At 71.3% G+C, this 22,133-nt stretch carries 22 protein-coding genes; 14 read left to right on the forward strand and 8 right to left on the reverse strand.

What is annotated here, in order from left to right; all coding sequences use genetic code 11:
- Window positions 1–64 precede the first annotated feature (64 nt).
- Window positions 65–1,522: a M1 family metallopeptidase gene (locus tag ACTWNK_RS38610; RefSeq protein ID WP_474309874.1), complete on the forward strand. Its 1,458-nt coding sequence runs from the start codon at window positions 65–67 to the stop codon at window positions 1,520–1,522.
- Here ACTWNK_RS38610 and ACTWNK_RS38615 read toward each other — a convergent pair.
- On the reverse strand, window positions 1,509–2,273 hold the full coding sequence (locus ACTWNK_RS38615) for an ABC transporter permease (RefSeq protein WP_474309875.1): 765 nt from the start codon (window positions 2,271–2,273) through the stop codon (window positions 1,509–1,511). The two genes, ACTWNK_RS38610 and ACTWNK_RS38615, sit on opposite strands and share 14 nt — an antisense overlap.
- Complete coding sequence (locus tag ACTWNK_RS38620; protein WP_474309876.1) at window positions 2,270–3,235, reverse strand: ATP-binding cassette domain-containing protein; 966 nt, start codon at window positions 3,233–3,235, stop codon at window positions 2,270–2,272. The genes ACTWNK_RS38615 and ACTWNK_RS38620 overlap by 4 nt, the downstream gene beginning before the upstream one ends.
- Before the next feature lie 84 nt (window positions 3,236–3,319).
- On the opposite strand from ACTWNK_RS38620, the gene ACTWNK_RS38625 reads away from it, so the two are divergent.
- The 7 genes from ACTWNK_RS38625 (at window position 3,320) to ACTWNK_RS38655 (ending at window position 9,991) form a co-directional block, all read left to right on the forward strand.
- Window positions 3,320–4,174 (forward strand): hypothetical protein, encoded by an 855-nt coding sequence (locus tag ACTWNK_RS38625; protein WP_474309877.1) that lies wholly within the window; start codon window positions 3,320–3,322, stop codon window positions 4,172–4,174.
- Window positions 4,175–4,225: 51 nt separating this feature from the next.
- Window positions 4,226–4,570 (forward strand): PadR family transcriptional regulator, encoded by a 345-nt coding sequence (locus ACTWNK_RS38630; RefSeq protein ID WP_474309878.1) that lies wholly within the window; start codon window positions 4,226–4,228, stop codon window positions 4,568–4,570.
- Window positions 4,567–5,472 (forward strand): hypothetical protein, encoded by a 906-nt coding sequence (locus ACTWNK_RS38635; protein WP_474309879.1) that lies wholly within the window; start codon window positions 4,567–4,569, stop codon window positions 5,470–5,472. The genes ACTWNK_RS38630 and ACTWNK_RS38635 overlap by 4 nt, the downstream gene beginning before the upstream one ends.
- A 99-nt stretch (window positions 5,473–5,571) precedes the next feature.
- Entirely contained in the window at window positions 5,572–6,450 is an 879-nt protein-coding gene (locus tag ACTWNK_RS38640; protein WP_474309880.1) for a hypothetical protein, read from the forward strand.
- 31 nt (window positions 6,451–6,481) lie between these two features.
- Complete coding sequence (locus ACTWNK_RS38645; protein ID WP_474309881.1) at window positions 6,482–8,143, forward strand: peptidoglycan-binding protein; 1,662 nt, start codon at window positions 6,482–6,484, stop codon at window positions 8,141–8,143.
- Entirely contained in the window at window positions 8,136–8,810 is a 675-nt protein-coding gene (locus tag ACTWNK_RS38650; RefSeq protein ID WP_474309882.1) for an ABC transporter ATP-binding protein, read from the forward strand. Before ACTWNK_RS38645 ends, ACTWNK_RS38650 begins: the two co-directional genes overlap by 8 nt.
- 5 nt (window positions 8,811–8,815) lie before the next feature.
- On the forward strand, window positions 8,816–9,991 hold the full coding sequence (locus ACTWNK_RS38655) for an ABC transporter permease (RefSeq protein WP_474309883.1): 1,176 nt from the start codon (window positions 8,816–8,818) through the stop codon (window positions 9,989–9,991).
- Between the two features lie 62 nt (window positions 9,992–10,053).
- Here ACTWNK_RS38655 and ACTWNK_RS38660 read toward each other — a convergent pair whose 3' ends face one another.
- Window positions 10,054–10,986, reverse strand: a complete 933-nt coding sequence (locus ACTWNK_RS38660; protein ID WP_474309884.1) for an ROK family protein — start codon at window positions 10,984–10,986, stop codon at window positions 10,054–10,056.
- Window positions 10,987–11,052: 66 nt separating this feature from the next.
- Entirely contained in the window at window positions 11,053–12,234 is a 1,182-nt protein-coding gene (locus ACTWNK_RS38665; RefSeq protein ID WP_474309885.1) for an FIST signal transduction protein, read from the reverse strand.
- Between the two features lie 127 nt (window positions 12,235–12,361).
- Between ACTWNK_RS38665 and ACTWNK_RS38670 the strand changes: the two genes are divergently transcribed.
- Genes ACTWNK_RS38670 through ACTWNK_RS38680 form a run of 3 tightly spaced genes read left to right on the forward strand, consistent with a single transcriptional unit; the run spans window position 12,362 to window position 16,529 of the window.
- The gene (locus ACTWNK_RS38670; RefSeq protein ID WP_474309886.1) at window positions 12,362–13,753 is read left to right on the forward strand and encodes a sigma 54-interacting transcriptional regulator; all 1,392 of its coding nucleotides are present in this window, start codon (window positions 12,362–12,364) and stop codon (window positions 13,751–13,753) included.
- Window positions 13,754–13,811: 58 nt separating this feature from the next.
- Window positions 13,812–14,561 carry a hypothetical protein gene (locus ACTWNK_RS38675; RefSeq protein WP_474309887.1) on the forward strand — a complete coding sequence of 250 codons (750 nt, stop codon included), beginning with the start codon at window positions 13,812–13,814 and terminating at the stop codon, window positions 14,559–14,561.
- An 18-nt stretch (window positions 14,562–14,579) separates the two neighbouring features.
- On the forward strand, window positions 14,580–16,529 hold the full coding sequence (locus tag ACTWNK_RS38680) for a vWA domain-containing protein (protein WP_474309888.1): 1,950 nt from the start codon (window positions 14,580–14,582) through the stop codon (window positions 16,527–16,529).
- A gap of 8 nt (window positions 16,530–16,537) precedes the next feature.
- On the opposite strand, the gene ACTWNK_RS38685 is transcribed toward ACTWNK_RS38680, so the two are convergent.
- On the reverse strand, window positions 16,538–16,951 hold the full coding sequence (locus ACTWNK_RS38685) for a DUF6292 family protein (protein WP_474309889.1): 414 nt from the start codon (window positions 16,949–16,951) through the stop codon (window positions 16,538–16,540).
- Between the two features lie 149 nt (window positions 16,952–17,100).
- On the opposite strand from ACTWNK_RS38685, the gene ACTWNK_RS38690 reads away from it, so the two are divergent.
- The gene (locus tag ACTWNK_RS38690; protein ID WP_474309890.1) at window positions 17,101–17,232 is read left to right on the forward strand and encodes a hypothetical protein; all 132 of its coding nucleotides are present in this window, start codon (window positions 17,101–17,103) and stop codon (window positions 17,230–17,232) included.
- 50 nt (window positions 17,233–17,282) lie between these two features.
- Window positions 17,283–17,714 (forward strand): DUF2269 family protein, encoded by a 432-nt coding sequence (locus tag ACTWNK_RS38695; protein ID WP_474309891.1) that lies wholly within the window; start codon window positions 17,283–17,285, stop codon window positions 17,712–17,714.
- A gap of 36 nt (window positions 17,715–17,750) precedes the next feature.
- Here the strand turns inward: ACTWNK_RS38695 and ACTWNK_RS38700 are convergent, their stop codons facing one another.
- On the reverse strand, window positions 17,751–18,890 hold the full coding sequence (locus ACTWNK_RS38700; protein ID WP_474309892.1) for a cystathionine gamma-synthase: 1,140 nt from the start codon (window positions 18,888–18,890) through the stop codon (window positions 17,751–17,753).
- A 199-nt stretch (window positions 18,891–19,089) separates the two neighbouring features.
- On the reverse strand, window positions 19,090–19,296 hold the full coding sequence (locus ACTWNK_RS38705; RefSeq protein ID WP_474309893.1) for a hypothetical protein: 207 nt from the start codon (window positions 19,294–19,296) through the stop codon (window positions 19,090–19,092).
- Between the two features lie 138 nt (window positions 19,297–19,434).
- Here ACTWNK_RS38705 and ACTWNK_RS38710 point away from each other — a divergent pair, with 138 nt between their 5' ends.
- Window positions 19,435–20,580: a sensor histidine kinase gene (locus ACTWNK_RS38710; protein WP_474309894.1), complete on the forward strand. Its 1,146-nt coding sequence runs from the start codon at window positions 19,435–19,437 to the stop codon at window positions 20,578–20,580.
- Window positions 20,581–20,646: 66 nt separating this feature from the next.
- Here ACTWNK_RS38710 and ACTWNK_RS38715 read toward each other — a convergent pair whose 3' ends face one another.
- A complete protein-coding gene (locus ACTWNK_RS38715) occupies window positions 20,647–22,017 on the reverse strand; it encodes a cystathionine beta-synthase (protein ID WP_474309895.1) in 1,371 nt (456 codons plus the stop codon).
- Window positions 22,018–22,133 lie beyond the last annotated feature (116 nt).

Here is a 22,133-nt window from a genome sequence, read left to right on the forward strand (position 1 = left end):
GTCTGCTGCTCACACTCCGGAGTCACGCGGACTCCGGGAGTGATCGTGCATCGGAAGGGGTCCCGTGCGGTCCAGCCGGCTGGCAGTAGCCCTGTCGTCCTCGTTCGCGCTGTCGGCCACGCTCGGCGGCGTCCTGGCCTGCTCGCCCTCCAACGGCGCCGTCTCCGGCTCGCCCGCGCCGCCGCCCGCGAGGCCGGCGAGCACCACACCTGGCGCGGGCGCGGCGGGCATCGGCGACCCCGCCTTCCCCCACGACGGCAACGGCGGCTACGACGTCGCGCGCTACCGGCTCAAGATCGGCTACGACCCGGCGGCCACCCGCCTGACCGGTGACGCCACCATCGTCGCCAAGGCCCTGCAGGCGCTGTCCAGGTTCAATCTCGACCTGTCGGGCCTGACGGTCTCGAAGGTCGAGGTCGACGGCGAGCCCGCCCGGTTCCAGCGCTCGGGCGACGAGCTCACCGTGATCCCCGCCACGCCGCTCGCCAGGAAGGCCGCCTTCACCGTCAGGGTCGTCTACGCGGGCACGCCGAAGCCGGTGCGCGACGCGGCCAACCTCGGCACCTACGGCTTCATCCCCACCAAGGACGGCGCCTTCGTCGCGTGCGAGCCCAACGGGGCCAAGACCTGGTTCCCCGCCAACGACCACCCGGCCGACAAGGCCCGCTTCGACTTCGAGATCACCGTGCCCAAGGGCCTGACCGCCCTGGCCAACGGCGAGCAGGTCGGCGCCCCGCGTACCAAGGGCGAGCGCACCACGTGGGTCTGGCGCGAGCGGCGGCCCATGGTCACCTACCTGGCCACCGCCACGCTGGGCGACTTCCGGGTCCGCACCGGCCGCACGCCGGGCGGCATCCCCAACCTGGCGGCCGTCGACCCGCGCTACAGCTCCTCACTCGACCGGCTCTACACGGTGTCCGGCGAGATCACCGACTACTGGGCGACGGTGTTCGGGCGCTATCCGTTCGGCTCGACGGGAGGCGTCGTCGACGACTTCCCCGCCGGTTACGCGCTGGAGAACCAGACCAAGCCGATGTACGGCGGCTTCGACCCCGACCAGGCCATCATCGCCCACGAGCTGGCCCACCAGTGGTTCGGCGACAGCCTGAGCATCAGGCGCTGGAAGGACCTCTGGCTCAACGAGGGCTTCGCCACCTACGCCGAATGGCTGTGGGCCGAGCACAAGGGGCGCGGCAGCGCCGAGTCCATCTTCCGCGACCACCTGTCCAGGCCCGCGGACGACCCCCTGTGGGCCTACGCGCCGGGCGACGCCAAGGCCGACGACCTGTTCAACGAGTCGGTCTACACGCGAGGCGCACTGGTGCTGCACGCGCTGCGGCGCGAGATCGGCGACGACGACTTCTTCGTCCTGCTGCGCCAGTGGGTCAGGCGCAACGAGCACGGCAGTGTCACCACCGCCGCCTTCGTCACACTGGCCGAACAGGTGTCGGGTCGCGACCTCGACCCGCTGTTCGCCACCTGGCTGCACGGCGTCGGGCGTCCCCCGCTCAGTGCGAGCTGACCTTCTTGTACTTGGCCACGGCCGCCCACAGGCACACCACGATGATGCCCACGCACCAGGCGACCGACTGCAGCAGCGGCGTGGCGACCGGCCCGCCGTGGAATAGGCCGCGCAGGGCGTCGATGGTGACCGAGACGGGCTGGTTCTCGGCGAACGGCTGGATCCACGAGGGCATCGACTGCACCGGCACGAAGGCGCTGGAGACGAAGGTCAGCGGGAAGAGCCACACCATGCCCGCCATGTTGGCCGCCTCGACCGACTTCACACTGAGCCCGATGAGCGCCCCGATCGAGGAGAAGGCGAAGGAGAAGAGCAGGAGCAGCAGGATGCCGCCGACGGCGGGCAGGAAGCCGTTGGTGATCCGGAAGCCGACCACGTAGCCCACGATGATCATGATGGCCAGGATGAGCAGGCTGCGCACGGTGTCGGCGAGCAGCCTGCCGATCAGCACGGCCGAACGTGACATGGGCAGCGCCCTGAACCTGTCGACCAGCCCCTTGTGCAGGTCCTCGGCCAGGCCGACGCACGTGCTGGTGGTGGAGAAGGCCATGGTCTGGGCGAAGATGCCGGGCATCATGAAGTTGATGTAGTCCTCGCCCGGCACCTTGATCGCATTGCCGAAGACGACGGCGAACAGGATGATGAAGATGATCGGCTGAATGATCGTGAAGAACAGCAGCTCGGGGATCCTCGGGATGTGGATCAGGTGCCGTCTCGTGATCACCAGACTGTCGGCGATCAGCCAGTTCACGACGACCCCCCTTCCTCGCCCGTCGCCGTCCTGCCCGTCAACGACAGGAACACCTCGTCCAGCGTGGGCCGTCTGAGGGCCAGGTCGCTCGGCTCGATGTCCTTGGCGTCCAGCGCCCTGACCAGTTCGACCAGCGACCGCGCGCCCTCGCTGACCGCGACCGTGACCGTGTGGCTCTCCTCGTCGACGGACGGCTCGCCCGTGCCCACGGACGCCGCCGCGCCCGCGAGGTCGCCCAGGCGCTCGCGCTCCTTCACCGCGACGACCAGCCGCTCGCCCCCGACCTGGCCCTTGAGCTCGTCGGCCGTGCCCTGGGCGATGACCAGGCCGTGGTCGATGATGACGATGTCGTCGGCGAGCGCGTCGGCCTCCTCCAGGTACTGGGTGGTCAGCAGCAGGGTGGCGCCTTCGGCGACGAGGTCCCTGATGACGTCCCACATGCCGTTGCGGCTGCGCGGGTCGAGACCGGTCGTCGGCTCGTCGAGGAAGATCACCTTGGGATGCACGACGAGGGAGGCGGCCAGGTCCAGCCGCCTGCGCATGCCGCCCGAGTACGTCTTGGCGGGCCGGTCGGCCGCGTCGGTCAGCGCGAAGCGGTCGAGCAGCTCCTCCGCCCTGCTCCGGGCCAGCCGTGGAGTCATGTGATAGAGCCGCCCGAACATGTCGAGGTTCTCCCTGCCGGTCAGCTGCTCGTCCACGGCGGCGTACTGTCCCGACAGGCCGATCACCCTGCGCACGTCGTCCGGGCGCTTGATCACGTCGATGCCGGCGATGCGCGCGACGCCCTCGTCGGGGCGCAGCAGGGTGGCGAGTATGCGCACGGTCGTGGTTTTTCCCGCGCCGTTCGGGCCGAGCACACCGAGCACGGTGCCCTGCCGTACCGACAGGCTCACGCCGTTGAGCGCCTTCACCTTGCCGAAGTGTTTGACCAGGCCCTCGGCCTGGATGATCGCTTCCTCCACGTCACACCCCCGTTACGTAGGGTGATTCCCGTTTTGCCCGGTGAATCACCCTGGCAGGGGTCGGCGTCCGGCATGCTGGAGGGCATGCGCCTCCCCGCCGTCGCGGCCCTGCTCCTGCTCGCGCTGACCGCGTGCTCCGGCGGCGACGACCCCGTACGGCCGGCCGCGCGTGCCGCCGATCCCGGCGATCCCCGGCCGAGGCTGGAGCAGGTCAAGGCGGACTGCATGCGGACGAGCGGCTTCACCTATGTCGCGTTCGTACCGCCGCGCGCAGTCGATGCCGCCGGGCTGCTCGGCGGCGACGTCGAGGCGATGGGCGAACAGCGGGCCAAGTACGGCTTCGGGGTGTTCGCCGGGCTCGTCCATCCCGGCGACCCCGCGGCGGCCGACCCGGGCAGCGGCCGCACGCCCGGCGACCCCAACGAGACGATCACCGGCAGGCTCAACCCGCCGCAGCTCAAGGCCTACCGCAAGGCCGACGGGCGCTGTGCGGCGACGGCGGCCGAGCAGGTGCTCGGCCGCGCCGCGCCCCGCGACGGCACCCAGCAGGCGAGCGTGCTGACCGCGCAGCTCAACGCCCTGGAGATCGACGACGACCCCGCGCTGCTCGCCCTCGCCCCCGCCTTCGCCGACTGCCTGCGCGGCCACGGCTACCCGGTCGCCTCCGTCAGGCCGAGCGACCTCGCGGCCAGAGGGCACGACTACTTCATGGGCGTACGCGATGACATCGCCCGCACGGACGTCAAGAAGCCGGGCGACGGCAGGCACTACCTTCCGGCCCTCACCCCCGACGAGGCCAGGCCGTACCTCACGCGTGAGATCAAGCACGCCCTGGACGACCTGGAGTGCGGGCGGGACTTCTATCCGGTGTACGGGCCCAGGCGTGCCGACGTCGAGCGGCAGGTGCGCGCCATACTCGGGCAGCCCGGCGAGTCGTGAGGCCGATCGCGACTTGACCATACTTCGTGAGGCGAAGTATGGTTTCGCACCATGGCTAAAGGATCACCTTCGGTCAGCGAGCCGACGTACTTCATCCTGGCGGCTCTGCTGGACGGGCCCCTGCACGGGCACGGCATCATCAAGCACGTGCTGGAGCTGTCCGACCACCGGATCAGGCTGCCCGTCGGCACCCTCTACGGGGCGCTCGACCGGCTGGCGGCCAACGGGCTGATCGCGGTCGAACGGGAAGAGGTCGTCGACGGCAGGCCGCGCCGCTACTTCCGGCTCACCGACGAAGGCGGCGCCACCGTCACCGCCGAGGCCCAGCGCATGCAGAAGGCGGCGGCGGTCGTCACCGGACGCCTGCCGAGCACCGGATCGGCGTTCTCGGCATGACGACCGCCGACGAGCCGGCCCTGGAACGGCGTTACCGCAGGCTCATGCGCGCCTACCCGCACGCCTACCGCCAGGCGTACGGCGAAGAGCTGATCGGCACGCTGATGGAGACGGCCGAGCCGGGACGGGCGAGACCTTCGTTCGCCGAGGCGGCCGCCCTGGCACGCGGCGGGCTGCGGGCCAGGATCATCGCCTCGACCGGTGCGGGCTGGCCGGCCGACGGGCTGCACCTGGGCGTCACCGCGGTGATGCTCGTACAGCTGGCGGTGCTGCTGCCCTACGCGGGCACCGTCCCGCTGTGGACGGCGCTGTCGGCGCTGGCGTTCGCGGCCGTGCTGCTCGGCAGGGTACGGCTCGCGCTGGTGCCGGTCGTGGCGTGCGGGGCAAAGGTCTGGGGCATCACCAACGGCCGTCCCGTCTTCGAGCACACGCTGCTGCCGATCCTGCCCGACGCGCTGTGGAGCTCGGCGCCCGCCCTGTACGGCAGGGGCGGGCCCGTCGCCCCTCTCACCTCCTACGCGCTCGCGGCACTCGGGCTCGCCCTGCTCTCCCTGCGGCGTGAGCGGGCCGGGCGGCGCTCGTGGGCCTGGCTGCTCCTGCTCGTGCCGCTCTCCGGCGGCGATCCCGCCTGGGCCGGAATCGCCGGGAACACACCGATGCCGGTCGGCGGTGTCGTCGCCGAGGTGGTGCTGCTGGCCCTGGCCGTCCACGCGGGACGCCTGACCGGCGATCCGCGCTGGGCCGTCGCCGCCGTGGCCTATCTGCTGACGGTGACGGCCGTGCTCGGCGAGAACACCTACGAGCTCACCCGGCAGAGCCTCGCGCACTGGGCCCTGCTCAGCCTGCTCACACTCGCGGCGGCCGCGCTCCCCTGGGGCTCGCGCAGGCACGCCGTTCTCTGACGCCCCTTCTCCACCCTTTCTCCCTGCTCGTCCGGGCGCCGCCGTGCGCTCTGTCGAGCATGCCTGCCCACTGTGCCGACCGATACGGGGATGAACGACATGGGACTGAGATCGACCTCCACAGCGTGCCTGCTCGGCGCGGCGCTGCTGCTCACCGGCTGCGGGGGCGCCGGGGAGCCGCAGGCCGCCACGGCCGCGCCGCCCGCCCAGGACGACAGGGCGAAGATGCAGGCCGCCATCGCCGACTGCATGAAGGAGGCGGGATTCGCCTACAAGCCCTACGTGCCCGCCCCTCGCAAGCCCACCGACGGGGAGAACGCCCGCAGGACCGGCGACATCGAGCTGCTCCGCAAGGACCGGGCCAAGTACGGCTTCGGCTACTGGGCCGCCCAGGTCTACCCGGAGCACGACGCCCCGACCGCGGAGGAGCTGAACGCCGACCCCAACAACGAGATCCTCGACTCGCTGTCCAGGACCCAGATCAGGGCGAGAGGCGACGCCGAGGACGCCTGCTACGGCAAGACGGCCAAGAAGGTGCTCGGCGTCGAGCACGCCAACCGCAGCGAGCACATCTCCAGCGTCATCGCCGCGATCGAGAAGGCCACCACCAGGGAGCTGGACGGCGACCCCGCACTCGTGAAGGCCGCCGGGGCCATGGCCGACTGCCTCACCGCCAAGGGCCGCCCCCCGGGCCGGACCGCTCCCTCCTTCATGGTGATCGCCATGAAGGAGGTCGCCTTCCAGGACAAGCAGAAGGTCACCGACGCCCTGAGGGAGAAGGCCGCCCCGAAGCCGGGCGAGATCTGGATGCCCAGCCAGATCCCGGCCGAGGTGGCCAGGCCGCACCTGAACAAGGAGATCAGGCTCGCCCTCCTCGACCTGGAGTGCGGCGTGAGCTTCTACCCGCTGTACCTGCCCAGGGCCGACGCCGTCGAGCGGCGCGTGATGGCCGAGATGCGGCTGGACTCGTGGAACTGAGGCCGCACGCTCCGCACGCGGCGGGCCGCAGGTGAGATCGCCGCGCACCCTGCTCGCCGGTGTCCTGACCGGGGTGGTCCTCGTCGCGGGCATCGGCTGGGCGGTCGGCGTCCGGCTGCGCTCTCCCGCCGACGAGGCCGCCTCGCGCACCGCGCCGAAGCCCTCGCTGGTCACAGCCGCCGTCGAGCACCGCCGCCTGACCAGCACCGTCGTCGTCAGCGGCACGCTGGAGTACGGCTCGCCGCTGACGGTGACGCTGGCCGGAGCGGTCGGCGGCGCCGCCGAAGGCCAGCGCGCCACCCGGGCGCCCCGGCCTGGACGCATCACGGAGGGCGCCGTGCTGATGGAGGTCAACGGCAGGCCGGTGTTCGCCCTGCGCGGCCCGGTGCCCATGCATCGCACCATCTCCCCCGGCGCCACCGGCTCGGACGTGCGCCAACTCCAGCAGGCCCTGCGCAGACTCGGGTACGGCGGGCCCACGACGGGCGTGTTCGACCGGGCCACGGTCGCGGCGGTGCGACGCCTCTACGCCGGACGCGGGTACCGCGCCCAGGAGCCCACGCTGTCCGACCGCCAGACACTCGACACGCTGCGCAAGGCCGTACGCGGTGCGGTCGAGACGCTGGCGGCCGAGCGTAAGGCGCTCGACGACGGCTCCGACGTGCTGGCGCCGAAGGTGAAGCTGGCCAACGCCAGGGCCGATCTCACCGCGGCCGAGAGCGAGCTCGAAGAGGCCGAGGCCGAGCAGGTGACGCCGGAGGAGGCGGGCAGGCTCGACGACCTGCTCAAGGCCGAACGCGCCGCGCACGAGGCCCTGCTGACCGCGCGGCGTGCCCTGGCATCGGCCGGGCCTGACGACGACACCGGCCTGCTGCGGCTGCGGGTGGACAACGCCGAGCAGGACCTGCGTGCCGCCCGGTCGGCCGTCGCCGCCTTCCACGAGGAGGCGGGCGCCGCCCGGACCACACGCCTGCGCGAGCTGCGCAAGGCCGTACGCACGGCGCAGGAAGGGCTGCTGGACGCCGAGCAGACGCTGCGGCGGGCGCGCGGGCTCTCCCCCGTACGGCTCAGGGTGGCGGGGGCCGAGCAGGACGTGGCCGCCGCGCGCGGCCTGCTGGCCGAGTTCACGCGGACCTACGGCACCACGATTCCGCCCGGCGAGGTGGTCTTCCTGCCGTCGCTGCCCGCCCGGCTGCACAAGGCGGAGGTCGCGGCGGGCGAGAGCGTGTCGGCGGCGGTGGCGACCGTGACGAGTTCGGCGTTCGTGGTGGCAGGCTCGGTCGACGCCGCCGAGGCCGGGCTGCTCAAGGCGGGCATGCGCGCCACCGTCGAGACGCAGGACGGCCGCGTGCTCGCCGCCGAGCTCACCGCGATCGGCGGCGAGCCGAAGGGGTCGAAAGCGCTCGGCTCCACGCCGGTGCAGCTCTCACCCGTCGCCGCCAAGGGCCTGGCCGGGCTGTCCGGGTCTGCGGTGACCGCGAGGATCACCATCGGCCATACCGGCGGCGAGGTCCTGGTGGTGCCGGTCGCCGCGATCGTCACCTCGGCGGACGGCAGGCCGCGCGTGCGCGTGGAGACCGCGCCGGACCGGGTGCGCGAGGTCGAGATCACGACCGGTCTCACCGCCGACGGCGAGGTCCAGGTCACCGGCGCGCTGCGGGCGGGCGACAGGGTGGTGGTCGGCGGTGCCTGACCCCGTCATCCTGCTCACCGGCGTCACCAGGAGCTTCCCCTCCGACCCGCCCGTGCACGCGCTGCGCGAGGTGTCGTTGCGCGTCGACCCCCACGACTACGTCGCGGTCTCGGGCCCTTCGGGATCGGGCAAGTCGACCCTGCTGAACGTGCTCGGCCTGCTCGACAGGCCCACGTCCGGCTCCTACGCGCTGGACGGCGTCGAGACCACGACGCTGCGCGACGGCGCCAGGACGACACTGCGCGGCAGCCGTATCGGCTTCGTCTTCCAGTCCTTCCACCTGCTGCCGCACTGCAGCGTCCTGGAGAACGTCATGCTGGCCGAGGTGTACGGCGGCCGTGCTCGCCGGGGCCGTGCGCCGCGCGCGCTCGACGCCCTGGCCAAGGTCGGGATGAGCCATCGCACCGGCTTCCTGCCCGAGCGGCTCTCGGGGGGCGAGCGGCAGCGCGCGGCCATCGCCAGGGCGCTCATGGGGGCGCCCGCCCTGCTGCTGTGCGACGAGCCGACGGGCAACCTCGACAGCCGCAACACCGGCGCCGTGCTCGACCTGTTCGACGACCTGCGCGCGCAGGGGCTGACGATCGTCGTCATCACGCACGAGGACGAGGTGGGTGCGAGGGCCGGGCGCAGGGTCCGCATCACCGACGGCGTCCTGGCCGAGGAGTGAGCCGCATGGACGGGCGCGACCTGCTCACCGAGTCGCTCGCCGGGATGCTCGCCAGGCCGCTGCGTACGGCGCTGACCACACTGGGCACCGTGCTCGGCATCGCCACCCTGGTCATCACGCTCGGCGTCGCGGCCACGGCGGGCAACCAGATCGTGGGCAGGTTCGACGAGCTCACCGCCACCGCGATCACGGTGGAGGTGCCCGGCGCACGCGACCCGCTCGTCGGCTGGACGGCCGTCGCCGACGTCGCCAGGCTGCGCGGTGTCGTCTCGGTCGCCGCACTCGCCGACGACAAGGACAGCGCCAATGTGAGCGTGCGCGCCAACAGGCTGGTCGATCCGGCGCGCGTCACCGCCCGTACCCTCACCGTCACCGCCGCCACCCTCGACCTGCCGTCGGTGACCAAGGGCCGTGTCCTGCGCGGCCGGTTCTTCGACGCCGGGCACGTCGCCAGGCGGGACAGGGTGGTCGTGCTGGGCGCCGCCGCGGCCGAGATGCTGGGCATCGGCAGTCTGGAGCACGCGCCCGCGGTGTTCGTCGGCAGGCGGGCCTACACCGTGATCGGCGTGCTCGGGGACCTGCGGCGGGAGCGGGTGCTGGGGTCGGCCGTCATCGTGCCGTACTCGCTGGCGGGCGACTTCGGGCTGCGCGACGTCACCAGGGTGCTGATCAACACCAGCCTCGGGGCCGCCGACCTGATCGCCGCCCAGGCGCCGGTCGCGCTCAGCCCCGCGCACGGCGGCGAGCTCACCGTGATCTCGCCGCCCACACCGGTCCGGGCGCGCGACGGCGTGCGGAGCGACGTCAACGGGCTGTTCCTGGTCCTCGGCCTGGTCTCGCTGGTGGTCGGCGCGGTCGGGATCGCGAACGTGACGCTGGTGACGGTGCTGGAACGGGTGGCCGAGATCGGCCTGCGCCGCTCGCTCGGGGCCGCCAGGCGGCACATCGCGGCGCAGTTCCTGCTGGAGTCGACGCTGATCGGGCTGACCGGCGGCGTGATCGGCGCCGCACTCGGCGTCGTGGCCGTGGTCGCGATCTCGGCGGCCAGGCAGTGGACCCCCGTGCTCGACGCGGCGCCCGTCCTGCTCGCGCCGGTCGCGGGAGCCGCCGTCGGCCTGCTCGCCGGGGTGTACCCGGCGCTCAGGGCCGCCCGCATGGAGCCCGTGGACGCTCTGAGGTGAGCGCCGGGGCGCGTCCACGGCGGGAACGACGTGTTGGTCAGGAGGCGTGCCTTGTTGATCGGTCAGGAGGCGTGCAGCAGGAGGGCGGCGGCGCCGACCAGGCCCGCGTCCTGGCCGAGTGCGGCCGGGACGACGCGTACCCTGCGGGCGAAGTCCATCCTGGCGTGTTCGGCCAGCGCCTCCCGCATCGGGTCGAACAGCAGTGCGCCCGCCTGCGAGAGCCCGCCGCCCACGGTGACGACGTCGAGGTCGCACAGGTGGGTCGCCGAGGCGATCGCGATCCCCACCGCACGTCCCGCCCTGCGCATCGCGGCGAGAGCCACCTCGTCACCGGCGGCGGCGTCGGCCGCGAGATGGCGTGCGGTGGCCTCCCGCTCCTCCTGGTACAGCGCGCCCTCGTCGCCGAGGCTGCCCGGCACCCAGCCCTGCTCCAACGCCCACGCGACCAGGCCCGGCCCCCGCGCGACGGCTTCGAGGCAGCCCCTGCCTCCGCATCCGCACGGCGGTCCCTCGGGGTCGACCACGACATGACCGACGTGCCCGGCGTTGCCCGAGGCGCCGTCGATCACCCTGCCGCCGAGGATGAGACCGCCGCCCACACCGGTCGAGACCACCACGCCCAGCATGTTGGCCGCACCGCGCCCCGCGCCCAGCCAGTGCTCGGCCAGCGCCAGGCACACGGCGTCGTTGTGGATGCGCACGGGGACGTCAGGGTAGCGCTCGGCCAGCATGTCCTTGAGCGGGAAGCGCCGCCAGCCCGGGATGTTCAACGGCGAGACCTCGCCGGAGGGCCACACCATGGGCCCACCACAGCCGATCCCGACGCCGTCGACCTCGGCGTCGAAACGTTCCAACAGTCCGACCAGCGCTTTCCACAACGTGTGCCCGTCGGCCTCCTGGGGGGTGGCCGTCCTGTGGCTGACCACCACGCTGCCGTCGGGGGTGACAAGGCCCGCGGCGAACTTCGTGCCGCCGATGTCGATCGCGAGTATCACGGGGATATTCTCTGCCACTCGTTTCTGGGCGTCAGCCCAAGCCTGAATTGCCCTCCGCTGAGGGGATCACGGCTGGCCCTTCGGCGCGAAGACCAAAATGCTGGCTGTGAACCCGTGTACGTGGTTGTGCCCCCCGACCGGCCCCACCTCACCCGCCGCGAAGAACCCGGCCACCCCCACCGCACCCAGTGTGTCCCGCAACGCCACCGCGTCGTGGTCGGCGCTGCCGAACATCGCCGACCCCCGCCCGTTGCACGAGAACACCAGGGCGCCGTCCACCCGCCCCAGCGCCTCCCGGTGCGCGTCGAGCAGGTCGTAGAGGTCCTCGTCCGCCGTGGCGGCGTCGCGTACCTGGAACCTGACCGTGCGCCCGATCTCGACGACGTCGCCGATCGCCACGGCCTCGCGCTCGGGGTCGATGCCCAGCACGCCCCTGATCAGGAAGTCCCCGCGTTCGTGCTGGTCGGCGTACTCGTCCATGACCAGGCCGATCTGCAGCCCGGACGCGACGAGGTCGCGGTCGTCCTCGTCCAGGGCGCTGACGATGTCCTCCAGCCTGGCGAGTGCGGGCTGGCCCGCCAGTTCGAGCAGCAGGTTGTCCTCGGACCTGGTGACGACCATCGCGGGCCCGATCGGCCGGCAGCCCTGGCTGACCACCGTGCTGACATTGATCGCCCCGCTGATCAGCACGCCGATCGCCCCCTCGGTGTGCACCTCGCCGTCGGCGAACAGCCGGACCGACCCCCTGCCCTGCAGGCCGTTGGCGAGACCGCCGATGAGCGGCAGGTCGCCGAGCACCTCGTGCGAGCGCTCGACGAAGGCGTCGGTGGGGAAGCTGTAGGGGTCGGCGAGCAGGACGGCGACATGGTCGTCCGGCTCACGCTCGGGCAGCCCGACCACGACGAACCTGTCGTCGGCCGTGAGCGTCTCCAGGGCGAACGTGGTGAGCCTGGCGCCGTCGAGCGTCGCCGCCCACGCGCTCACCGACGGCGTGAGCTCAACGCCCTGGCCGTCGCCGATCACCCCGGTGGCGCTGCAGCCGATCACCTTCGCGCCTGGCGCCATCCGCATGGCGCGTACCCCGGCCATCGTCACGTCGTCGGGGTCCTCGCCGCAGATGAAGAAGCAGACCAGGTCGGCGGGTGCGCTGAGCCCGGCGAGTGCCTGCCGTACGGCGCTCTCCGCGGCTGTGACCAGGTCACCGCCCACGGCCAGGCCATCGGCGAAACGACTCGTCAGCAAAGCCACGCGGCTCGCCTCCCTTGCGGCGTCGTCAGTTCCCTTGGGCGGTTTCCTCCCCACTCGAAGGACAAGCACTCGCACCATTCGTCACGCAACAGGCAAATCCCGGAATCCTCCGGGTAGTCTCGGTTCCGTGCACAAGCCTCGGATTCTCCGCGAGTTGCGCGAGAGCGGCCACGTTCATCGCACCGTCAAGGCCGAGATCCGCGAGAACCTGCTGGCCAGGCTGCGAGCAGGCGAATCGCGTTTCCCCGGCATCGTCGGGTTCGACGACACCGTCCTGCCCCACCTCGAACGCGCGTTACTCGCCGGGCACGACCTGGTCCTTCTCGGTGAGCGCGGCCAGGGCAAGACCCGGCTCATCCGCACCGTCACCGGCCTGCTCGACGAGTGGACGCCCGTCGTCGAGGGCTGCGAGATCAACGACCATCCCTACGCGCCCGCGTGCGCCCGATGCCGCAGGCTGGCACGGGAGAAGGGCGAGGAACTGCCCGTCGAGTGGCGGCACCGCGACGAGCGTTACGGCGAGAAGCTGGCCACGCCCGACACCTCGGTCGGCGACCTGATCGGCGACGTCGACCCCATCAAGATCGCCGAAGGACGCACACTCGGCGACCCCGAGACCGTGCACTACGGTCTCGTCCCCCGGACCAACCGGGGCGTCTTCTCCGTCAACGAGCTGCCCGACCTGGCCGAGCGCATCCAGGTGTCGCTGCTGAACGTCCTGGAGGAACGTGACATCCAGGTACGCGGCTACACCCTGCGCCTGCCGCTCGACATCCTGCTCATCGCCAGCGCCAACCCCGAGGACTACACCAACCGCGGCCGGATCATCACCCCGCTGAAGGACCGCTTCGGCGCCGAGATCCGTACCCACTACCCGCGCACGATCGAGGACGAGCTCGTCCTCATCCGTCAGGAGATCACCCCTGACATCGGCGCCGACCTGCCCGAGCACCTCGTCGAGGTGATCGCCCGCTTCACCCGCCTGGTCCGCGAGTCCACCGCGGTCGACGCGCGCTCCGGCGTCTCGGCCCGCTTCTCCATCGCCGCCGCCGAGACCGCGTCGGCATCGGCGGCGCGCCGTGCGGCGCTGACCGGCGAGGAGCGCGCGGTGACCCGCGTCTGCGACCTGGCCACGGTCGTCGACAGCCTGCGCGGCAAGGTGGAGTTCGAGGTCAGCGAGGAGGGCCGCGAGGTGGAGATCCTCGCCCACCTCCTGCGCAGGGCGACGGCCGAGACGTTCCGCGGCAGGCTCGGCGGCCTGGACCTGGCGCCGCTGCTCGACAGGTTCGCCGAGGGCAACCAGGTGGAGTCCGGCGAGCTCGTCCCCGCCGTCGAACTGCTCAAGCGCATCGGCCCGGTCGAAGGCCTTTCCAAGATCATGTCCCGCCTGGACATGGGCGAGGGCGACGAGTCGCCCGGGCATGCGGCGGCGGCGCTGGAGTTCGCCCTCGAAGGCCTGTTCCTCATGCGCAGGCTGTCGAAGGACGACGTCGCAGGAACCGCCGTATATCGGACGTGAACATTTGCGCTGCTCCCCGCGTCTACTTCGTTGGATCCATGACTCGGGGAGCAGCACCATGTCGCGTACCGTCATCGCAGTCGCCGTTCTCGGCGCCTCACTCGCCACCGCCGTCGTCGTCGCCCCTGCCGCGACCGCGACCACCACGAAGAACCCGAAGGTCGTGTACGGCTTCGCCTGGGCCGACGGCAAGGGCAGCCTGCGCATCCAGCCGCAGACCGCCACCAGGTCGGGCGGCGTCCACCGGCTGAAGGCGATCAAGGGGGCCAAGGAGCTCAAGCTGGGCTACGCCTCCTCCGCCTACCGGCGCATCACGGTGTCCTGCGACCTGAAGGAGACCGAGGGCCAGGTCGCACTCGACCGCAACGGCCTGGGCAGGACGAAGTGCAAGCCCAAGGACCTCGCCTTCGCCCTGACGCTGGGCCCCGCCGCGGTCAGGATCGAATACAGCGGCAAGCAGGCCCAGAAGATCACCGAGTTCGTCGCCGCCCCCACCGACCCGAAGGTCGCCGAGGGCACGATCAAGCGTGTCGACGACCACACGATCCTGTTCACCAAGGGCGGCAAGAGCGTCAAGCTCGGCTACACCGTGCTGGCCTTCGCCCGCGTGACGGCCAGGTGCGGCGACGGCTGGCTGGCCGGACGGCCGGTCAACGCCGACCGCGACGGCCTGGGCACGAAGTTCTGCTCGCAGGCCGCCTTCGTCAAGGTGCTCAAGGCGCAGAGGCACCCCGTACTGGCCAGGGTCGACCACAACCCGGTCAGCGGCGAGGTCTTCCAGGTGTGGGAGGTCTTCGGCGACGCGTAGTGAGTTAGTTTGGGCCTTATGGGTTATCGCTATGGCGAGTACCAGGACGGCCCCGATCCCCTGGCCGCGCCCTACGACGTCCGCTCGGCGCTCGACGAGATGGGGGACGCGATCCTGTCGGGCTCCACGCCCGTGCACGCCCTGCGCGACCTGCTCAAACGCGGGCTGCCCGGCGCGAGCGAGCGCAGGGGCCTCGACGACATGCTCAGGGAGGTCAGGCGGCGCAGGCGGGAACTACGCGAGAGCGGCCGGCTCGACGGCACCCTGGAACGCGCCCGCGCCCTCCTGGACAAGGCCATCGGCCAGGAGCGCGCCGAGCTCTTCCCCGACCCGTCCGACGAGGCCAGGCTGCGCGAGGGCGAACTCGACGGCCTGCCCGACGACACCGCGAGCGCCATCCAGGAGCTGAGCTCCTACCAGTGGCGCTCGGCCGCGGCACGCCAGACGTTCGAGGAACTACGCGACCTGCTGCGCCGCGAGGTGCTCGACAGCCAGTTCAAGGGCATGCGCGACGCCCTGGCCAACCCCGACCCGGCCTCGATGGAGCGGGTCAGGCAGATGATGGCCGAGCTCAACGACATGCTGGAGCGCGACGCCAGGGGCGAGCACGAACAGGCCGACTTCGACGCCTTCATGGACAGGCACGGCGAGCTGTTCCCCGAGAACCCGCGCACGCTCGACGAATTGGTCGACGCCCTGGCCCGCAGGGCCGCCGCCACCCAGCGGCTGCTGGCCTCGATGACGCCGCGCCAGCGTGAGGAGCTGGCCGGGCTCATCGACCAGACGCTGGAGCAGAGCGGTCTGGCCGAGCAGATGCGCAGGCTCGGCGACGCCCTCCACGCCCGCCGCCCCGACCTGGCCTGGGACTCCTCCGAACGCATGGCGGGCGAGGCCCCGATGGCGATGGGCGACGCCGTCTCCGCACTCGAGGAGCTGGCCGACCTGAGCAGGCTGGAAGCCTCCCTGCGCCAGGACTACCCGGGCGCCAGGCTCGACGACGTCGACGAGGAGGCGGTGCGCAGGGCGCTCGGCCGTTCGGCGGTCGACGACCTGGAGGCGCTCAAGCGCATCGAACGCGAGCTGGAGGAGCAGGGCTACCTGCTGCGCCGCAGGGGCAAGCTGGAGCTGACCCCGAAGGCCGTGCGCAGGCTCGGCGAGACCGCGCTGCGCCGGGTGTTCGCCTCGCTCGACACCGGCCGCAGGGGCGACCACGACCAGCGCGACGCCGGGGCGGCGGGCGAGCTCACCGGCTCCTCACGCCCATGGCGGTTCGGCGACGAGCAGCCGCTCGACGTCGTGCGTACCCTGGTCAACGGCGTGAAGCGAGGCGCGTCCGCCACCGGGGCGCTCACGCTGACCGTCGACGACTTCGAGGTGGCCGAGACCGAGAGGCGCAGCGCCGCGGCCGTCTGCCTGCTGGTCGACCTGTCGTACTCGATGGCGTTGCGCGGCACCTGGGCCTCGGCCAAGCAGACGGCGATGGCGTTGCAGGCGCTGGTGGCGACCAAGTTCCCGCAGGACGCGGTGAAGATCGTGGGCTTCTCCAACTACGCCAGGGTGTTGCAGCCGGACGAGCTGGCCGGGCTCGACTGGGACATGGTCCAGGGCACCAATCTGCACCACGCGCTGCTCATCGCGGGCAGGCATCTGGACAGGCATCCCGACTTCGAGCCGGTCGTGCTGGTGGTCACCGACGGCGAGCCGACCGCCCATCTCATGCGCAACGGGCGCTCGGCCTTCGAATGGCCGCCCTCGCGCGAGACGCTGGAGCTGACGCTGGCCGAGGTGGACAAGATGACCAGGCGCAAGGCCACGATCAACATCTTCATGCTGGAGGCCGACGAACGGCTCAAGGAGTTCGTCAACGAGGTCGCGCGGCGCAACGGCGGCCGGGTCTTCTCCCCCGACGCCGACCGGCTCGGGGAGTACGTCGTGAGCGACTTCCTCAGGGTGCGCCGGGCACGCTGAAGGCGCGGCTACCCCCCGGTGTAGGAGGCGAGCGCCAGGTCGAAGCCGTCACGGCAGTTGCGGTGCGAGCGGTAGCAGGGCCGGAACGCCGTGCTGCCGCCGACTCCCGCCCGCGCGTCGGCCAGCGCGGCGGGCACCCGCTCGGGCCTGGGCAGCAGCCCACCGCCCAGATAGCGCACGCCGGACAACTCCGTGTGCCTGCCATGGCCGCCCGAGACGAACGTGCCGATGCGCCAGCCGCTCTCCTCGTCCCACACCAGAGCGGTGTCACCGGCCAGGCTGAGCGTGGCGTCGCGGGGATCGCACGGCCCCTCCCACCAGTCGCTCACCTCGGAGCCGAGCAGGTCGACGACCTGCTGAACATACGAAACGGGATGGCGCATCCACTCGGCCGAATACGGCTCGACGTGTCTCACTGCCACGACGGCACCCCCTGTGCCCAGAAATAGAGATCGTTACCCACGATTCAGCGCGGAAGTTCAACCCTACCGGCGCTGAACTTATTCCGTTGCCAGCGCGTCTATTGGAACGGACTATTTACCCAGGGGGTCTCCGAGAAGGGAGGGAGCCCATGTTCGCGGTCATCGTCCTGATCGTCGTGATGGTCGTGACCATCGCCGTCTTCGAGCTGGTCGTCTGCGGCTCCCGGGGCTGCGTGCAGGCGGCCGAACCGGACGTGCTGCCCGTCGAGACCGGCGACTGACAGGTGTGGCGGCCTCCCGGCGGGATCACCGGGAGGCTACTCTCTGCGGCATGTCGACCCTGCTGCTCTGGCTGCACATCGCTTTCGCGATCTTCGCACTCGGCCCGCTCACCGCGGTGACCAGTGCGGCTCCCCGCGCCATTCGCACCAAGAACGTCCCCGTCCTGCAGAACCTCCAGCGCATGACGAAGATCTACAGCATCGGCTCGCTCGGCGTGCTGATCTTCGGCGTGTGGCTCGGCGGCGTCGAAGGCCTGCTCGGCCAGTGGTACATGTCGGCGTCGATGACGCTGTTCATCGTCGCCGTCGTCCTGCTCGTCATCGTCGACCGCGACCTGCGCACCGCCGTCAGGGTGCTGTCGAACCAGACCCCCGACGACGACGCGAAGGTGGAGAACGGCAGGATCGCCGCCCTGTCGGGGGTGGTCGCCCTGATCTGGGTGGTCATCCTGATCCTGATGGTCGTCCCCACCCCCTCCTAGACCTCTTCTGGAGACTCGGCTCCCGGAGGCTCGGCTCTACCCCAGGGCCTGCGTCAGGTCGGCGAGCAGATCGTCGATCGTCTCGATCCCGACCGAAAGCCGGACCAGGTCGGCGGGCACCTCAAGCGGGGAGCCCGCCGCCGAGGCGTGCGTCATCCGGCCGGGGTGCTCGATGAGCGACTCCACGCCGCCGAGCGACTCGCCCAGCGTGAACAGCTTCGTCCGGTCGCACAGCGCGACCGCCTCCTCCTCGCCGCCGTTCACCCTGAACGACACCATGCCGCCGAAGCGCTTCATCTGCTTGGCCGCGATCTCGTGCCCCGGGTGGTCGGCCAGCCCCGGGTAGAGCACCTCGCTCACCTTCGGATGCGCCGCCAGCAGCTCCACCACCCGCTCGGCGTTGTCGCAGTGCCTGTCCATCCGCACGCCGAGCGTCTTGAGCCCGCGCAGCGTCAGCCAGGCGTCGAACGGCCCGGCGACCGCGCCCATGGCGTTCTGGTGGTAGGTGAGCTCGTCGCCGAGCCCCTTGTCAGCCGCGATCAGCGCACCGCCGACCACGTCGGAGTGCCCGCCCACGTACTTGGTCGTCGAGTGCACGACCACATCGGCCCCCAGCGCCAAAGGCTGCTGCAGGTACGGCGAGGCGAAGGTGTTGTCGACCACGAGGATCGCGCCCGAGTCGTGGGCCAGCTGCGCCAGAGCGGCGATGTCGGCGATGCCGAGCAGCGGATTGGTCGGCGTCTCCACCCAGATGATGCGCGTGCGCGGCCTGATCGCCGCCCGCACCGCGTCGAGGTCGCCGAGCGGCACCGGGTCGAACTCCAGCCCCCAGCGCGAGGCCACCTTGGCGAACAGCCGGTAGGTGCCGCCGTAGGCGTCGTTGGGGATCACGACGTGGTCGCCCGGCGTGCACACCGTGCGCAGCAGCGTGTCCTCGGCGGCGAGCCCGGAGGCGAACGCCAGGCCGCGCACACCGCCCTCGACGGCGGCCAGGGCCTCTTCGAGCGCGGTGCGCGTCGGGTTGGCCGAGCGGCTGTACTCGTAGCCGGACCGCAGCCCGCCGACGCCGTCCTGCTTGTAGGTGGAGGTGGCGTAGATCGGCGGGACGACCGCGCCGGTCAGCGGGTCGGGTTCCTGACCCGCGTGGATCGCCAGGGTTTCGAAGCCATTGCTCATGCTGCTCACGGTAGCCGAGTGGCCGGACAACGAGGCGACCCGCGAGCGCGCCTCCCCAGGCGTGCTCACGGGTCGCTCCTCCGGTCACCGCAGCCGGGTCCCCCGGCCCGGCTTCGATGACCGCCGTGGCGTACGCCTGCCATGCCCAGGCGCACGCTGGTCTGTTGTGGTGCTGCGATGTGTACGGCCCTGCCGCGGCTCAGGCGGCCTTCGGCTCCTGGGACTCGGCGCCGCGTGCGGGCATCCGGACCACGTCGGCGCCGATCTTCGGCGCGTTGATGTGCCTGCCGCTCGACCCCTCGGCCGGCTCCCCGTTGATCCGGGAGAGCAGCACCGGGTCGGCCAGCGCGAGCAGCGCCCCCACGAGCAGCCCCGCACCCAGAAGAACAAAACCGATGACGACCATCTCTCTCCCCCTTTCGACGTCTTCAGTCTCGGCGAAGACGGCATGCTCCCGCCCCCTCCGAAGGGCTGGTCCCTCGCCCGGCGGGTCGGCCGAACGGCTGATATGTCCTATCCGACTTCCGGCTTAGGGTGGGGTCGCGTGGGGGACACGCAACGCTTCGTCTATTGGATCCAGCGGCTCAGCGAGATCGCGCTGATCGGCTGGATCGGCCTGCTGCTCTGTGTGGACGCCGTCCTGGCCGTCAGCATCGGCGGGTCGCAGTTCCTCGTCCCCGTGTGCGGCGCGGTCGGCCTGGTCGCGGTGCTGCTGCGGCGCAGGGGTCAGCTGGTGCCGTTCTTCATCACGCTGCTGATCCTCTCGACGGCGACGTCGCTGATCATCGGTGTGACCGAGTCCCCCGGCGTGCCCGGCATGGCGGAGGCGGGCTCGCTGCTCGTGCTGACGATCTCCGTGCTGCGCCGCGTCGAGCCGCAACGGACGGCCTGGCTGCTCGCGGGCACGGCGATGGTCGTTCTCATGATCACCGGTGCGAACCGCGACACCAACGGCGCCCAGGGCATCGTGATGTCGTTCCTGCTGTTCGTGGCCTGGGTGACGGCCGCGGCCATCGGCGCCTACCTGCGTTTCCAGCTCGAACGCCGCACCGCCGCCGTCTCCTCGGTCCGCCGTGCCGAACGCCTCGAACTGGCCCGCGAACTGCACGACCTGGTCGCCCACCACATCACCGGCATCGTCGTCCAGGCCCAGGCCGCGCGCACGGTCGCCGAGATGAAGCCGGAGGCCGTCGTGCCCGCGCTCGACGCCATCGCCAGCGCGGGGGCCGAGGCGCTCACCTCGATGCGCCGTCTGGTCGGCGTCCTGCGCTCCGAGGACGAGGCCAGCCGTTCACCCGGCACGGCGCTGGCCGATCTGCGCATCCTGGTCGAGCGTTTCTCCGAGAACGGGCCCAGGGTCGCCTTCGAGATCGGCCAGGACATCGACGACAGGTCGTTGCCGCCCGAGGTCATGACCACCCTGCACCGCGTGTTGCAGGAGGCGCTGACCAATGTGCGCAGGCACGCGCCGGGCACCGGGTGGATCGAGGCGGACCTGCGGCGCTTTCCCGGCGTCCTGGTGCTGCGGGTGCGCAACTACGGCTCGGCCGCCGATCCGCGCATCTCGCGCCTGGGCGGCGGATTCGGCCTGGTCGGCATGGCCGAACGCGTGGAGGCGCTCGGCGGACGCCTGACGGCGGGCTTCACACCCCAGGGGGCGTGGGAGGTCATCGCCGAGTTCCCGGCGTAGGGGGCAGCACGGACGGAGCCCGGGTGGCGCCCTGCGGTGGGCGCTGCCTGGGCTCCGCCGTAAGGGTCAGTGGTTGGCGAGGAAGGCGAGGAGGTCCTGGCGGGTGAGCAGGCCCGCGGGCTTGCCGTCCTCCAGGACGACGGCGGCGTCGGCCTTCTCCAGGGCCTCGACCGCGCGCGACACCGGCTCGCCCGAGCCGATCATGGGCAGCGGCTGCGACATGTGCTCGGCGATCGGGTCGTCGGCGCTCAGCCTGCCCCGGTACAGCGCCTCCAGCAGGTCGCGCTCCACGATCGAGCCGACGACCTCGGCCGCCATGACCGGCGGCTCCTCCTTCATGACGGGGAGCTGGGAGACGGAGTACTCGCGCATGATCGAGATCGCGGTGCCGACCGACTCGTGCGGGTGGGCGTGCACGAACTCCGGCATGCCCGGCCCCTTGCGCGCGAGCACGTCCCGCACCAGGCTCTCCTCCGACGAGGAGGTCAGGAAGCCGTAGTCGGCCATCCACTCGTCGTTGAAGATCTTGGACAGGTACCCGCGACCGCCGTCGGGCAGCAGCACGACGACGACGGCGTCGGGCCCGGCCGAGGCCGCCACCCGCAGCGCCGCCACCGTGGCCATGCCGCACGACCCGCCGACCAGCAGCGCCTCCTCCCGCGCCAGTCGCCTGGTCATGTTGAAGGAGTCCTTGTCCGACACGGCGATGATCTCGTCACAGATCGTGGTGTCGTAGGTCTCGGGCCAGATGTCCTCGCCCACCCCCTCGACCAGGTACGGCCTGCCGGTGCCGCCGGAGTAGACCGAGCCCTCGGGGTCGGCGCCGATGACCTTGACCCGGCCGCCCGACACCTCCTTGAGGTAGCGCCCGGTGCCACTGACCGTGCCTCCGGTGCCGACGCCCGCGACGAAGTGCGTGATGCGCCCCTCGGTCTGCTCCCACAACTCCGGACCGGTCGACAGATAGTGCGACTCGGGGTTCTGCGGGTTGGTGTACTGGTCGGGCTTCCAGGCGTTGGGGATCTCCCTGGCCAGCCGGTCGGAGACCGAGTAGTAGGAGTCGGGATGGTCGGGCGAGACCGCCGTCGGGCAGACCACGACGTCGGCGCCGTAGGCGCGCAGCACCGAGACCTTGTCCTGGGCCACCTTGTCCGGCACCACGAACACACACCGGTAGCCCCTGCGCTGGGCCACGATGGCCAGGCCGACACCGGTGTTGCCCGAGGTGGGCTCCACGATCACGCCGCCGGGCCGCAACGCGCCCGACTGCTCGGCCGCGTCGATCATGCGTACGGCGATGCGGTCCTTGACCGAACCGCCTGGGTTGAAGTACTCGACCTTGGCGAGCACCTGGGCCGGAAGCCCCGCTGACACCTTGTTGAGCCTGACGAGCGGGGTGTTCCCCATCAAATCGACCAGGGAATCGTAAACGCGCACCGAGGTGTTCACCTTCTTTGCCGAAGCTTGATCAGCATGCTGGACGTCGTGATCCGGAGGGGGCGGCCGGATCTCGGCTAGTTTTCACATAACGCTACCGTCGCAGAGAGACGAGG

The sequence above is a fragment of the Nonomuraea sp. IBHARD001 genome (assembly GCF_056106265.1).